This is a genomic window from Paraglaciecola sp. G1-13, assembly GCF_055809255.1.
In genome coordinates, this window is the sequence record NZ_CM147903.1 from 3,751,156 (window position 1) to 3,766,738 (window position 15,583).

Here is a 15,583-nt window from a genome sequence, read left to right on the forward strand (position 1 = left end):
GATGTTAAAACGAGAAGAGTATTATAGGCTGGCGAGCCGACCACAGATAGACAATAAGCCCGCCAAACGATGATTAAAGTAAAGAGGTTAACTTACCTAACCCAGATTGAAGCAATGCTTGGGTGTCGCTGTCACCGCTTAAGTAAGCGTTGATTTGGGTCACAAAACTACTGATCATGTCAGAATCTAAGCCAAGGGCTTCAAATTGCTTCTTCAATTCGTTAATGCTGCTTAACGAAGAGCTATATTCAGAAGCCTTGTCTAACAAGCCTGACATGGCAGAGCTTTTCGACGATGAGTCAGAAGACACGTCTGGAACGTAATCCATTAGACCATCTAAGCCAGGAATACTCGAAGCAAGCTGGGTGTAATCACCACCCGATAGGTTCTCTTTAGCATAATCAAAAATGGATGCAACACCGCCTTGAGACTGCTCTTCACTCACCCCTAAATTATCAGACACCATGCTAACCAAGCTTGCTATATCTAATGATTCAGATGCCTCTGAAGCGTCACTCTGCGTTGTTTGGACTGACTCAGTGTTGCCGGATTTACCTAGCAAACCTTTCAATTTATCTACTGTGTCATTCGCAAACGCCTGTGACGACAAGCTCAACGTGGTAATAAGTAAAATAGAAGATAGTTTCGTGCTGCTTTTCATGCTGCTTTTCATACTGCTTTTCATATATATAAATCCTTAAATTGTTCAATAGAGTGAGTATTTGGGCTGAATACATGTCACATACCACTAGAAACGCGACGTAAATAGGCACCCGCTCCCCTTCATGCTCGTTTTAGAATGCGATATGTGTATAAAGTTCGATTTTGCCCGTTCGGTTAATACCGCTCTGTTGATAAATTTCGGTTAATAAAGTGAAGTGTCATTAAACGGTATATATTAACGCAGATTACAGCGGTTTACTCCAACCAGAGTGTAAAGGTTGTCTTTACACTTCAAGGGTCGAAAGTAACAAAAAAAGCCCTGAATTACTGCACTTCAGGGCATAGAGTTGCACACAAGCATCACGGGATTGACTGCTGTTTCAGCTCAGCATGATTTGCTCAGCTTTGCTTACTCAGTCAACAGACTGATGAAAGCAAATTTACTAATAGGCCTAGCTCACGATGCAAAAAGCATTGAGCTTATTGCCATCTAGATCCCTGAAATATCCTGCATAAAAACCCGATTTGGCATCCGCAGGGCGAAAGCCAACATCGCCTTCAGTGGTGGCACCTAACTCTAATGCCTTTAGGTAAAACGCATCCACTTGTTCTGGGGTTTCTAGTGCAATCGCCACCATAGTGCCATTACCCACAGTGGCGGGCTCTTTATTAAAAGGCAATGCCACCCCAAGAGATGCCTCTCCTTGGGCTTTGGCCCATGCAATAAAGTAGTTAGGCTCTTCCATAAATCGCGTCGCCCCTATCGTTCCTAACAACGCATCATAAAATGCACCTGACTTCGCCAAGTCAGCTGTTCCAACCGTTACGTAACCAATCATTGCGCTCTCCTGTAAGTTATTAATTAACGCAACTTCATAGTAGCCATTGACTACTGACAGCTAATGTCAGTAGTGTTTGAATAACATAACGTCAGGTAATCACAACGCCAAAGCAATCAAATATGCGCAAAGCCGAAAGACTCAACGATATTGTTCATCACTTACGCAGAATGCACCAAGCAGTGACGGCGCAAACCTTAGCTGAAACATTAGAAGTAAGTCACAGAACCATTTATCGCGATATACAAGACCTGATTGATTCCGGCGTGCCAATTTTGGGTGAAGCGGGCGTAGGGTACGTGATTGATAAAAAGTACCATTTACCTCCCATCATGTTCGATGCCGACGAACTAGAAGCAATCGCCTTGGGCATTGGTATGGTGAGTAACTGGACTGACGAAAAGTTCGCTGAAAAAGCGCAAAGTGCTTATCGCAAAATACAAGCAACTCTGCCCGCCCCGCTCATCAACGAGCTTCATCAAATCAGCACGTTTTCAGCCCCCAGTCGCTATAAAATCCCATGGCAGGTGAACTTCACCGAAGTGCGAGAATGCATAAGGCGCAAGCACCTTGTAAGCTTTACCTATACAGATTTAAGCGACCAGCAAAGTCAGCGTACTATCCGGCCTCTGGCGTTAATTTCTTTTAGTCCTATTTGGCTACTCGCCGGCTGGTGCGAACTGCGCGGTGCTTATAGAAACTTTCGCCTCGACCGAATATCCGAATTCACAAAACTCAACACCCGTTACCAAGACGAAAAAGACAAGAGCCTAGCAACCTATTTAAAAATGGTGAAAGAAGAGGAAAATACTAACAACAACACACATAGTGATTGTACAAATCCAAAGCTGTAGCATCAGTTTAACGCGTAAAAAACTGCCTAAATTTGTCAGTATTTTGCCTTTAAAATGCGATAACAGGCAGTTATCTAAAGTAAATTTGATTACCTCTACTATTTCTATTTCCACTCGGTATTAGAAAAAAAGGGTAAGCAAAGTTAGGGAAATATCACTTAAAACTAACGAATAATAGGCCCAACATTCGCTAGACAGCTTAATAAGTCGGAGTTAAAAGACTCTCCTGCGGGTACTCACGCTATATATTCAGCTAATTACATACATATACAGCGTGGGGGATGATAGCCAAAACTGGCTCTCTCGAAGTATTTGCAAGACAATGTGGCACCAGCATTAAGATGATAGAGCAACATTACAGCCACGTTGTTCCCAAGATGTATAGTAATCAATTATCAGGTATTGATATACCTGTTGAGATTAAAGAAATTAAAGTTAAATTTGATGTGCCAGATGAAAGGAAAGAGATTTTTCGCAAGTAAAGCTAAAGAATGAGCTACGAATTATAGACAGAGAGGCTGTTTTTAGAGATATAAAGCTGAACACCCTTTATTTTTCAAAGCTTGCTTCATAAGTTTAGTCACATTCCTCCCCTCACTTAGATGTTACCCCCACTTCATTACAACCCGAAAATTGAGTCTCAGAATAAATCTAGTCAATTACAAAATTTGTTATTAATAGCCAAATAAAATTTCGGTATCTCAATTAAAAATGTTAGCAATTGTAAATTGTGTACATATTTAGAAACACGTCAAGATTCATACCTTAGAAAATTCGCTGTACAAAAAGTCATTATACTAAAGTATTAGTTTGCGCGTGATCGATGCACAATTAATGCACAGTTATAGATTGCTTTACGTACAATACCGGCACGTTCTTTACATAACATTACATTGTAACACTTACAAAAAAGGTAACTTAAATACTCTCCATATTATTATATTAATACTCTAACCATATGATTTTATACATTTAAAATCAGATTGACGGTAAATACCCTTGCATGCTTATATGAAATTAAGCAGTTCTGGCGAGGTTTGTCCCTTTCCCGTAAGGAGTACTGTGGATTCGCGACAGAGTTAGACATAAAAATAATAAATAGGGAGACAGCATGATTACTAAACGAGCTTTTCTAAAGTCATTATTAGTTACAAGCCTTATCGCCATTACAGCTCAATCAAGAGCTGAAACGTTTGAGTTAAATTTACCCGAAACTACACCACAAGAAACATATGACGGCCGTATGATTTTGGTCTTGGCCGCAAACGATGAGAAGAGTCCGATTAATCAAGTTAGTGCTGACTTTGATGCGGCACAGATTTTTGGAGTGAACGTCAATAAATTGGAACCAGGGGAATCTATAAGTATTGGTAACGAAGTCCTCGGCTTCCCAGCAAAGAGTCTTAGTACAATTTCGAAAGGAGAGTATTACGTTCAAGCGGTATTGCATAAATATGAAACCTTTAATTTGTCTAATGGTAAGACCGTAAAGCTTCCAGCAGCTAGGGGAGCAGGACAAAATTGGAGAAAAGAGCCGGGTAACCTCTTAAGCAAACCCGTTAAAGTTAACTTCGATCCAGCTAGTAAAGACACGATTAAAATCGAACTGAGTGAAGTTAATCCTAAAATTGATGAGCCAGTAGATAGTGAGTTTATTCGCCATATTAAAATCCGAAGTAAATTGTTATCTGATTTTTGGGGTACCGACGTATTTTTGAGAGCCCACGTGCTTGTACCTCGAGATTTTGACAAACACCCTGAATCGCGATTTCCCTTATCGATATTTCACGGACACTTTCCTGCAGATTTTGGTGGTTTTAGTGAAACGCCACCAGATCCAAATGCTGAATGTGTGTATAGCAAACGTTTTGACCTAGATTGTTATAATAAAATTGAAGCACAAGAATCTTATGACTTTTATAAGTATTGGATTGCTGAAGATACTCCAAGAATGTTGATTACAGAAATTGATCATAGTAATCCATATTACGATGATAGCTACGCGGTTAATTCTGAAAATCTTGGTCCGTATGGCGACGCAATAACTTATGAGTTGATTCCTGCAATTGAGAAGGAATTTCGTGGTATTGGTGAAGGTTGGGCGAGATTTTTGTATGGGGGATCAACCGGTGGCTGGGAAGCCTTGGGAGTTCAGATCAAGTATCCTGATGAATACAATGGCGCTTTTGCAGCATGCCCAGACCCTATCGACTTTCGCCAATTCATGACGGTGAACTTATACGAAGATGAAAACGCTTACTATCGTAAGGGTCCCTTCTCCAGTATAGAACGTCCATCACATCGTAATTACCTCGGTCACATATCTAGATATATGGAAATGGAGAATCGCTGGGAATTGGTACTCGGTGACAAATCTCGCTCAGGCCAACAATGGGATATTTGGGAAGCAGTATTTTCACCTAATGGCGAAGACGGATATCCGAAGCGCATATGGGATAAAGAAACAGGCAAAATTGACAAAGATGTTGCAATGTATTGGCGTGACAATTTTGACCTACGATACATTATGCAGCGGGATTGGGCTGAGCTAGGTCCCAAACTTCAAGGAAAAATACATATATACACTGGTGATATGGATAATTATTACCTGAACAACGCCGTCTATCTTACCGAAAAATTCTTAGAAAATGCCAAACCTGCATACGAAGGTGTAGTTGATTATGGCGACCGGGATGAACACTGTTGGAACGGTGACCACGAAAATTCAAATGCGATTTCACGCCTAAGGTACAACAGTTTCTATGTACCTCAAATATTAAAGCGAATTCAAGATGCAGCGCCAAAAAGTGCAGATCTAGAAAGCTGGAAATATCAATAAGCTCCATTAAATAAAAACAAAAAACCAACCGCAGCACATGACGTGCTGCATATTAAAATAGCCTAGGGGATCCTATGAAACACACAAAAATCGTAACTGCTTTAGCAGCGACGACGCTTTTTAGTTCGCTCTCTTCAATGCCAGTCATTGCGCAAGAAGCAAATAATGATGCCGACGGTGCTATTGAACAAGTTATTGTAACTGGTTCTCGAATACGATCAGCAAATGCTGAAAGTGTCAGTCCAATTACAACAGTAGACGCTGAGGAGTTTCTGTCTCGCGGTGTAATCCGCACGGAAGACTTAGTAAATGCTTTACCTCAAGTATTTGCAGCTCAAGGCTCTAGCGCATCCAACGAAGCGACGGGTACTGCTCAGGTAGATCTGAGGGGATTATCTGCAGATCGCACTTTAGTATTGGTTAATGGGCGGCGCTTACCATATGGCTCTCCTATTTCTGTGCCTTCAGATTTAAATCAAATTCCCTCCTCTTTAATAAAGTCGGTCGAAGTACTTACCGGTGGTGCATCTGCTGTTTATGGTTCTGACGCCATAGCGGGCGTTGTGAACTTCAAACTAATTGATGATTTTGAAGGGATGAAATTTACAACAACATTAACCACTGCACAGCACAACAATGATAATGACAATTTGCAGAATCTCTTGGACGAAAATGAGTTCCCTAAACCTAGCAGTTCTGTTTGGGATGGCTTCGGGCAAGAGTATTCAATGGTAATGGGCACAAATTTTGAAGATGATCGAGGAAATATAACTGTTTATGCTAATTATCGTGAAGTAGAGCCTATCCTACAAAGTGAACGCGATTTTTCTGCCTGTGCTTTAGCAGCAGATGGTGACAGAGGCGAACGTTTCGCTTGCGGCGGGTCAGGCTATTCGTATCCAGCCAATTTATCTAATACGAGTGGCATCAATGGTGTACCAACTGGATTTCGAGTAGATAACGGAGAGTTTGCTGAAGGTAGTTCAGTTTTCAACTATGCGCCTTTTAATTACTATCAACGTCCTGACCAACGCTATTCGGTAGGGGCCTTAGCTCATATGGAAGTTAACGACCATTTCGCTCCCTATTTAGAAATGAGTTACATGGATGATAGCTCCACAGCTCAAATTGCCCCAGGTACAGTATCCGGTGGGATTTTTGGCAGTATAGGTGGAATAAACTGTGATAACCCACTAATGAGTGCTCAACAAGCTGACTTTTTATGTGGTGCAGGGGGCTTATCCACCAATGGAAATTACGATGCTTCAGGCAACTATTTAGGCCCTGACGCTGTTGCTGAAGGGGTATTAATCCGCCGGCGTAATGTTGAAGGTGGACCTAGACAAGATGAAATACGCCACGAAAGCTTTCGTATCGTCATCGGCACAGAGGGACATTTAGCGGGTCCGTTCGAATATGATTTATTTGCATCCTATGCCAATGTCTCTTATCGCAGTAGATTCGAAGGTGATGCTAATAGAAATCGCCTGGGAAATGCGTTGAATGTTGTCACCGATCAACGGGATGGCTCCTCAACATTTGGTCAACCCGTTTGCGCTATTAATGCAGATGCCGATCCCACTAATGACGCTATAGACTGCTCACCTCTGGACTATTTTGGACCAAACGGTGCTTCACCTGAAGCAACCGCTTATGTTTTAGAAAGTAAAGGAATTACAGGTGACACTGGCTTGAAGAATATCGTATTTTCGGTTAACGCGGACTTAGATGACTGGGGTATTAAATCGCCCTGGGCCGACTATGCAGTTGGTGTAGCTGGCGGTCTGGAATATCGTGAAAATACATTAGAATATGTTCCTGATGAAATATACCGAACGGCTGTGACGCCTGAATTACCTATAAGCGGAGACGTGTCTGTTAAGGAGGTATTTGCGGAGTTTAATATTCCGCTAGTTAATGATAAACCAATGATGCAAAGCTTGGGCATCGAAGCAGCATACCGTTACTCTGATTACAGTAGCGACTTCGAGACTAATACCTACAAATTGGGTCTAAACTGGTCGCCGATTGAAAATCTGCGCTTTCGCGGAAGTTTTCAAAAAGCGGTGCGAGCTCCTAATGTCGTTGAATTATTTTCTAGTCAACAACGATTTGAGGTTGATTTGACTCAAAATGTTGATGGTTCATTTGATCCTTGCTCAGGCGAAACTCCTTTCGCTACATTAGAGCAATGCGCTAGAACAGGTGTTACTGCTGCTGAATATGGAAATATACAAGATAACCCAGCTGGACAGTTCAATACCTTAGTTGGCGGTAGCGAAGCATTAAAACCTGAAACAGCCAATACATATTCTTTTGGGTTGGTCTTTAGCCCAGAGTTATTATCAGGTTTAACCGTCTCAGTTGATTACTTTGATATAGAAGTAGAGGACTTAGTCGGCAGCGTTAATCCTAATTTAGCGATGGGCAATTGTTTGGCAACCGGAAATGACTATTTCTGCGACCTTATCAAGCGTGGACAAGGTAGTTCGCTTTATCTTTTCGAGGATGGTTATTTTGAGCGATTTAATATTAATACCGGCTCACTTGAGACTAAAGGCTTCGACCTGACTACTGACTACGCCTTTGAAGTAGGCGATATGGGTGACGTTAAAGTTAACTTCGTTGGTACTTATTTAGATGAATTTAAATCAACTCCTCTGCCTGACTCTACTAGCTCTGAAGTCTACGACTGTAAAGGGCTGTATGCAGGATTATGTGGCCGTCCACGTCCGGAATGGCGCCATAAAATGCTAATGAGTTGGGCAACTCCCTACGATTTATCATTGAGCTTGACTTGGCGTTACGTTTCAGCTGTTGATATTGCTCAAACCAGTTCACAGGAGGCCTTAGTTGGTAGTTTTGCACAGGTAAACAAAACACTCGGCGCAAGAAGCTACTTTGATCTATCTGCTGGTTATGTATTGAACGACGAAGCCTCAATTAGGCTCGGCATTAATAATATTTTAGACCGCGATCCACCTTTGACTACATCTTCTGCAATTGAAGATGGTGGCAACGGTAACACTTACCCTCAATTCTACGATGCGGTTGGGCGTACCATATTTATGGGTTTCACTTACCAAATCTAAGTTTTTCTTAACGGTTAAGGATGTGAAGTGTGCCAAACACTTCGCATCCTGTTTTCCATATTCAAAATATTAATAGGTGCATTTATGCAATTTAGAACTATTTCCAAAACTGCAAAATTACTTGTTGCAGCTTCTATCCTTTCAATATCAGGTAACGGTCATGCTGCAGTAACCTCGCAACAAAAAGCGGATGCAGAAAGTCTTCTTCAAAAACTCATTCCTTATCGAACGGCTAAAGGGTATGGGCAGGTTTCTGCAATGACTGATGTCTTAGTAAATAAGCTAGTTGAAGCAGGCTTTACAGAAAAAGATATTGTTCGCGTTCCCATAAACATAGATGGAGAGTCTGTTAATGGATTAATCGTGCGATACGCGGGAAAATCTAGCAGCAATTTGACGCCAGTCGCTTTTTTAGCGCACATGGATGTAGTAGATGCGTTGGCGGAAAATTGGGAAACAGATCCCTATACCCCCGAAATGATTGACGGCTACCTTTATGGCCGCGGAACGCAAGACAATAAATTTGGTGTCGCATTATTAGTTTCTACTTTTGCCAATTTGAAAGCCGCAGGTTACCAACCAGAGCGTGATCTTGTCTTAGCATTCGCTGGAGATGAAGAGACTGGTATGCTAACAACCCGTAAAATACTTGAACATCCTTTTGTCAGAGACGCTGAGTACGCACTCAACTCTGACGCTGGCGGCGGCACAATGACACGTGATGGAACAGCCGTTGCTTTTTCAATGCAAGCCGCAGAAAAAACATTTGCAACGTTTATCGTTTCTACTAAAAATTCTGGAGGACACAGTTCGGTCCCTCGACCTGAAAATGCAATATATGATCTTTCTCGCGCACTTTTAAAAGTAGAAGCTTTGGAATTCCCTGTTCAGTTTAATGAAATTACCAAGTCTATGGCTCAATCGGTCGCTGAGCGAGAAGGGGGCGACGTATCAAATGCATTAGAAACGTTATTAAATGATCCGAAAAATAAAGAGGCAATTGCTGTAATGGAGCAATACCCTCAATTCTCAAATATGATGTGGACGACTTGTGTCGCTACTATGCTTAAAGCAGGTCATGCAGAAAACGCCCTCCCTCAAGATGCAAAAGCAACGGTAAATTGTCGCATCCTTCCAGACACAGGTGGTGTTGAACATGTTCGAAACGAATTATCTAAAGCAATTGGTAATGAAAACGTTTCAATTGAACAGCAAGGCCAATCTGTAGAAAGTCCAGCGTCTCCAATAAGAGAAGACATCACCGCTATTCTCCAAGCTGGCGTGGCCATAAATTATCCCAACATCACTATTCAACCTACCATGTCTTCAGGGGGTACTGAAGGTCGCGAGTATCGAAGTGCGGGAATTCCAACATATGGCGCAGGTAGTCTAGCTTTAGTGCGGCCTGATGATAGCCGAGCACATGGAACTGATGAACGGATTCCAATTAAATCGTTTCTAAAAGAAATGGATTACTGGGACTATGTTATTCGCCGTGTGGGAGGCGATAAAAGCGAATGAAAGGCTTTAATAGAAGAGAATTTCTAAAGGTTAGCAGTGCCCTAACTCTGGCTTCAACTTCGGCCGGTGTTTTTGGTAACAGTTCTTTGTCGAACTTAAATACGACAAAAAGTGGGCTTGGCAATTTGCATTCAATCACTGCAAAAGCAGAACTGATTACATCCGTTGAGAGAAAAGCTCGTAGAGATAAGCTTCGTCTTGGAATGAAAAAACAAGGCCATGCAGCGGTTTTAATCGAACCTGGTTCAACCTTAGAGTACTTTACCGGTGTGAAATGGTGGATTAGTGAACGTATTACCGCCGTTATAATCCCTGCGGATGGTAATTTAATGTTTATTACCCCTGCGTTCGAAGAGAGTCGTTTGAGAGAGTTGATTGATATGCCGGCTGATATTCTGACTTGGGAAGAAGATGAGGACCCTTTTCAACTTATCGCGTCTTGGTTCAAAAGCCAGAAAATCTCAGAGCTGACTCTAGGTCTTGATGAATCGGTCAGACATTTCGTAGCGCATCAATTAGCAACAATGTCCCCGAATTTATCAATTACATCAGCGCGTATAGAAGTAAATAATTGCCGTATGATCAAGTCTTCAACAGAGATAGCACTGATGCAAAAAGCTAGCGATGTAACAATGCAAGCTTATAGAACAGTTCATCCACTAATAGAGAAAGGTATGGGAAGAGAAGACGTTATAAGTCTAATGTATCTCGCTCAATCTAAGCTCGGAGGTGAAAACCCAGCAGGAGGTGCTCAAATTGGCAAGGGTAGTGCTTTGCCGCACGGCTCGAAGGAACCAGAGTATATTGATAGCGGGTCAATAATATTGATGGATTTTAGCTGTTCTGTAGGCGGTTATCGTTCAGACATATCTCGTACATTCGTCTTCGGTGATGCAACTCCTGATCAGGAGAAACTGTGGAATCATGTTCACAAAGGGCAACAGATTGCATTCACAGCTGCTCAGGTTGGCACACCTGCCGGCGAGGTAGATATAGCCGTACGAAAATATTACCAGAAAGTGGGTTACGGGCCCGATTATCGACTCCCTGGTTTGTCTCATCGCACCGGCCACGGAATAGGCTTGGACATTCATGAACCCATTAATTTTGTACGCAATGAGAAGACTCCCTTAGCGCCCGGAATGTGTTTGTCTAATGAGCCTGGATTATATGTGCCTGGGAGTTATGGGGTCCGTTTAGAAGACTGTCTTTATATAACAAGCGATGGGCCCAAATGGTTCTCTCACCCTCCCTCTTCTATCGAACAGCCGATTGGCTGATTAAATACCCGAGAAAAAAATGAATATTAAAAAATTTAAGCAGAACGCAGTCGTACTTATAGCTGTTATGTTTTACTTAGGTACATTTGTTAGTGCAGCTAATTCTGCTCCAAATGAATTAGTTAAAAGTATGCCCGTTTTTGCTCCTACCATGCCTGGATTACCTAGCTTGCAACAGCGAGCGACGGTCCAAAATAATTGGCTTAAGCAACGTTTAGATCTCCTTATACCAGAATTGATGCGAGAAGCTGGTGTAGACATGTGGCTTATTATCGCCAGGGAATATAATGAAGATCCTGTATTAGAGACTATGTTGCCCTCCACTTGGATGTCAGCTAGAAGACGAATGGTTCTTATATTTCACGATCAAGGTAAAAACAAAGGAGTCGAACGCCTAGCGGTTGCTCGTTATCCGGTAGGAGATCTATTCCCATCTGCTTGGGATCCTGATGTTCAGCCTGATCAATGGGCGCGAGTGGCTGAAATAGTAAAAGAAAAAAATCCTTTAAGCATAGCGGTAAACATCTCTGATACGTTCCCATTGGCCGATGGATTATCTGTTAGCCAATACCGACAATTAAAAAACGCATTAGGTAAAAGTCTTGAAGAGCGTTTAGTTTCGAAGGATTCACTCGCTATAGGCTGGTTGGAAACGCGTATTCCAGCAGAAATGGCAACGTATCAAAGCATTATGCGAGTCGCACACCGTATTGTTGAACGCGGACTTTCTGAGGAGGTAATCACACCCGGAGTGACGACAACAGACGATGTTGTATGGTGGTATCGCGAAACGCTCGCGCAGCTAAAAGTTTCCCCTTGGTGCCAACCTAGCGTCAGTGTGCAACGTGCTGGCATGTCCACCTTCGATATTGAAAAGATGGTGTTAGAGAATGGAAATATCATTCTCCCGGGGGATTTAGTTCATGTGGATTTTTGTATGAGCTACATGGGTTTAAAAACGGACACTCAACAGATGGCTTATGTTCGTCGACCTAATGAAATGTCTGCGCCTAAAGGATTACGCGAAGGACTCTATGCGGCAAATAAAGTACAAGATGCGCTAACCAATAATTTTAAAACGGGTCGTAGCGGAAATGAAATTCTATTTGCTGCGAGAAAAGAGGCAGTGAATAACGGCTTAACACCAACGATATACACTCATCCTATTGGTTATCATGGCCACGGTGCCGGGCCCTCAATAGGTTCATGGGAACAGCAAAATGGTTCAAAAGGAACAGGCGACTATCGCATGCGCGCTAATACAGCTTATTCCATTGAGTTGAACGCAATTGAGGCTGTTCCTGAGTGGAATGATCAAAAAGTGCGTTTTATGTTGGAGGTAGACGGCTATTTCACTGGTGATAGCTTTTATTACATCGATGGTAGACAAACGGAATTACTCTTAATTCCAAGATAAATCGCTAGCTGAACATAAACTAATAACAAATATAATTTTTAAGTAAAAGGATCTGAAGATATGCGTCGTATTTTAATATTTATTCTTATTTTGACATGCTTACCAACTTCAGCGGCAGAAGTCGCAGGTATGAAAGAAAGAGCTGAAGTGATAGACAGTATTTTAAAGCAGCGTTTTGAGGACGTTTTACCCGGTTTAATGCGCCGAACAAACATCGATATGTGGGTTATTATGTCTCGAGAATACAACGAAGATCCCGTCATTAAAACGATGCTGCCATCAACGTGGATTTCTGCCAGAAGACATACAATGCTAGTGATCTTCGATCCAGGTGAAGGTAAGCCCCTTGAAAAATTGGCCGTAGCACGATACGCAGTAGGTGATACCTTCAAAAAAGCGTGGGATAAAGACGCGCAACCAAATCAATGGGCAGCATTGGCTAAAGTAATAGAAGCGCGAGCGCCTAAACGAATCGGTATAAATGTATCAGAGGCTTTCGCATTATCTGACGGCATGAGTAGTACTGAGAACGATAAATTTTTAGCTGCACTGTCTGAAAAATTTCGTTCAAGAGTCGTTTCTGCAGAGAAACTTGCAATAGGATGGTTAGAAACACGTAGCAAACTAGAAATGGAGTACTATCCAACGCTAGCTAAAATAGGGCACAAACTGATTTCCACCGCTTTTTCAAACGAAGTTGTGACTCCTGGTGAGACAACAACTGACGATGTAGTTTGGTGGTTCAGAGATCAGAGTAAAGCAATTGGCGTTGAAAACTGGTTTCATCCTACCGTTTCCATTCAACGTGCAGATAACGAAAAATTCGACCAAATTAAAGCTTTTAGTAAACGCCCAGGTGAGAACATAATTCAACCAGGTGACTTACTACATGTTGATTTTGGGATAACGTATTTGCGTTTAAACACCGATCAGCAGCAACATGCTTATGTACTTAAGCCTGGAGAAGTTGAGGCACCCGCGGGGCTCGTTAAAGCGTTAGCTACCAGTAACCGATTGCAAGACATTCTGACAGGAAACTTCAAGCAAGGCCGCAGTGGAAATGAAATTTTAAGGTTGTCCAGAGAGCAGGCAATTCAAGAAGGCATTAAACCGTCAATATACACTCACCCATTGGGTTTTCACGGTCACGCTGCCGGCCCGACCATCGGCATGTGGGATGCTCAGGAGGGGTTGCCAGTTAAAGGTGATTATCCCATGTATGAAAACACGGCATATTCCATTGAATTAAATTCAGCTAGCTACATTCCGGAGTGGGACAAGGAAATTCGTATCATGCTTGAAGAAGATGCATTTTTTAACGGTAAAAGCGTAAGCTACATTGATGATAGGCAAAAGAAATTCTATTTAATTTCTTCTAATTAAATGAAATAGCTAAACATCATTTATGAAAATCCTCCATTTGGAAGCATTGCTGTCTCTTATGAAAGAACAGTGATGCCTCCAAAGTCGAACGCTTAAAAGCTGACCTTCCCTATCAAAATTTATTAAAAAGAGAAACCATTATGAGATTTATGTCTCCCTCCTTATTAGTTGTCTTACTAGGTGCTGGAATATCTGCTTTCAACGGTCACGCAGATGAATTCACTAGTAAGGGTATTGAAAAAGATTTGGCGGAATTGACGGCTAAAGAAGTATCTCCTTGGTCAGATGTACGCAAAAAACGAGTGGCCGAACTACTCCCTACAGCAATGGACATGACTAAAATAAGTAATTGGTTAATTGTTTGTCGTGAAAATGATAACGATCCCTTAGCAATACATGTGGGTTGTGAAAACGCCGGAGGAACTGCTGTGGTGTTATTCAGTCGAACTAAATCTGGCGTGTTTTCTCGAGCATTTTCCCCTGTGAGTGAATCCACGTCACTTAAGGAATTAAACACCTTTGATGAAGTTATTGATGTTGGGAAAACAGACAGTGCCATACACGCTGCTGCTCAATGGTTAAAAACCCAAAGTATGCAAGGCGAGATTGCGGTAAATAGCTTCAGTGAAAACCCACAATCTGATGGCTTAAGCCATTCACAGTATATTTTAGTCATAAAAGCGTTAAAAGGTACTGACATCCAATTAGTCTCGGCAGAACCTTTGATAAATTATTGGTTAGCCCGAAAACTACCTGAAGAAGTAGCGATAATGAAAAAAGCTGCATCAGTTACTTCAAGTTGGGAATATGAGGCTTACCAAAGCGTAGTACCAGGAGTTACAACAGATAAAGACATTGCATCATTTCTGAAACAAAAGATAGCGGACGCTGGTGTGAAGGATGGATGGTCACCTGATCAGAATCCTGCAGTTAACTCAGGCCCAGACCGTGGACATTCTCACCCTACAAATAGAGTGATTCAACCAGGTGATATTATTCAAATAGATTTTGGGATCAGAGTATTTGACCAATGGGTTACAGATATCCAGCGCTTTGCATACGTATTAAAAGAAGGTGAAAGTGCAGCGCCTCTAGATATGCAGCATGCTTGGGATAGCGCCTTAGCAGGCAGCAAAGCTGCGTTTGCAGCGATGAAACCAGGCATAACCGGTAGGAGTGTTCACAAAGCTCAGCAAGTTGTGATGGAGGCATCCGGTTCATTGCCTGTAATGTGGAGCACCGGTCATCCTGTAGGTTATGTAGCACATGACACAGGCCCTAACCTTGGTATTCGAGCTACGTCCAATCAAAAACTTGATGTAGGTATGACATTTGCCTATGACGGTTTCTATAGTTGGTATTACCCAGGTAGTAACGAACAAAAGACTAAAACAATTTCAGTAGAGGAAATGGTTGTTATTACAAAAGATGGTGCTGAATTTTTAACGTCACCGCAGCAATCTTTGATACTGATTCCAAGTAAAACTAATCCTCATTAACAAATCCCTTTTTGGTTATCCTGTTTTGCTAGGTAAATCCGTCAGGGTGAGAGAAAACTAAATCACCTGAATTGGGAAGAAATACAGCAAGGAAGCATTGCCTGGGAGCCTATCATCAGGGATGAAGCTCGTAATTTTAGGAACAAAGCTCCGCCGAGCTGAACGACGCCGCATGGATGCGGTGGCTGGGTCCCAA

11 protein-coding genes are annotated in these 15,583 nt (G+C 42.1%); 9 read left to right on the plus strand and 2 right to left on the minus strand.

The window, feature by feature from the left end; all coding sequences use genetic code 11:
• Positions 1 to 73 precede the first annotated feature (73 nt).
• Together AC0L6N_RS15935 and AC0L6N_RS15940 are read right to left on the minus strand one after the other, a co-directional pair.
• On the minus strand, positions 74 to 661 hold the full coding sequence (locus AC0L6N_RS15935; protein WP_041714593.1) for a DUF2780 domain-containing protein: 588 nt from the start codon (positions 659 to 661) through the stop codon (positions 74 to 76).
• Between the two features lie 454 nt (positions 662 to 1,115).
• On the minus strand, positions 1,116 to 1,502 hold the full coding sequence (locus AC0L6N_RS15940) for a VOC family protein (protein WP_011576281.1): 387 nt from the start codon (positions 1,500 to 1,502) through the stop codon (positions 1,116 to 1,118).
• A gap of 122 nt (positions 1,503 to 1,624) precedes the next feature.
• Between AC0L6N_RS15940 and AC0L6N_RS15945 the strand changes: the two genes are divergently transcribed.
• From AC0L6N_RS15945 to AC0L6N_RS15985, 9 genes are all read left to right on the plus strand, one after another.
• Positions 1,625 to 2,356, plus strand: a complete 732-nt coding sequence (locus tag AC0L6N_RS15945) for a helix-turn-helix transcriptional regulator (RefSeq protein ID WP_473475902.1) — start codon at positions 1,625 to 1,627, stop codon at positions 2,354 to 2,356.
• Positions 2,357 to 2,637: 281 nt separating this feature from the next.
• The gene (locus AC0L6N_RS15950; protein ID WP_473475904.1) at positions 2,638 to 2,838 is read left to right on the plus strand and encodes a hypothetical protein; all 201 of its coding nucleotides are present in this window, start codon (positions 2,638 to 2,640) and stop codon (positions 2,836 to 2,838) included.
• A gap of 629 nt (positions 2,839 to 3,467) precedes the next feature.
• Positions 3,468 to 5,195 (plus strand): alpha/beta hydrolase-fold protein, encoded by a 1,728-nt coding sequence (locus AC0L6N_RS15955; protein WP_473475906.1) that lies wholly within the window; start codon positions 3,468 to 3,470, stop codon positions 5,193 to 5,195.
• Positions 5,196 to 5,269: 74 nt separating this feature from the next.
• Complete coding sequence (locus tag AC0L6N_RS15960) at positions 5,270 to 8,287, plus strand: TonB-dependent receptor domain-containing protein (RefSeq protein ID WP_473475909.1); 3,018 nt, start codon at positions 5,270 to 5,272, stop codon at positions 8,285 to 8,287.
• A gap of 84 nt (positions 8,288 to 8,371) precedes the next feature.
• On the plus strand, positions 8,372 to 9,808 hold the full coding sequence (locus AC0L6N_RS15965; protein WP_473475912.1) for a M20/M25/M40 family metallo-hydrolase: 1,437 nt from the start codon (positions 8,372 to 8,374) through the stop codon (positions 9,806 to 9,808).
• Positions 9,805 to 11,088, plus strand: coding sequence for a M24 family metallopeptidase (locus tag AC0L6N_RS15970; RefSeq protein ID WP_473475914.1), 1,284 nt, complete (start codon positions 9,805 to 9,807; stop codon positions 11,086 to 11,088). The genes AC0L6N_RS15965 and AC0L6N_RS15970 overlap by 4 nt, the downstream gene beginning before the upstream one ends.
• Positions 11,089 to 11,107: 19 nt before the next feature.
• Positions 11,108 to 12,505: a M24 family metallopeptidase gene (locus AC0L6N_RS15975; protein WP_473475916.1), complete on the plus strand. Its 1,398-nt coding sequence runs from the start codon at positions 11,108 to 11,110 to the stop codon at positions 12,503 to 12,505.
• A gap of 60 nt (positions 12,506 to 12,565) precedes the next feature.
• Positions 12,566 to 13,888, plus strand: coding sequence for a M24 family metallopeptidase (locus AC0L6N_RS15980; RefSeq protein ID WP_473475918.1), 1,323 nt, complete (start codon positions 12,566 to 12,568; stop codon positions 13,886 to 13,888).
• Positions 13,889 to 14,028: 140 nt separating this feature from the next.
• The gene (locus AC0L6N_RS15985) at positions 14,029 to 15,387 is read left to right on the plus strand and encodes a M24 family metallopeptidase (protein ID WP_473475921.1); all 1,359 of its coding nucleotides are present in this window, start codon (positions 14,029 to 14,031) and stop codon (positions 15,385 to 15,387) included.
• Positions 15,388 to 15,583: the final 196 nt, after the last annotated feature.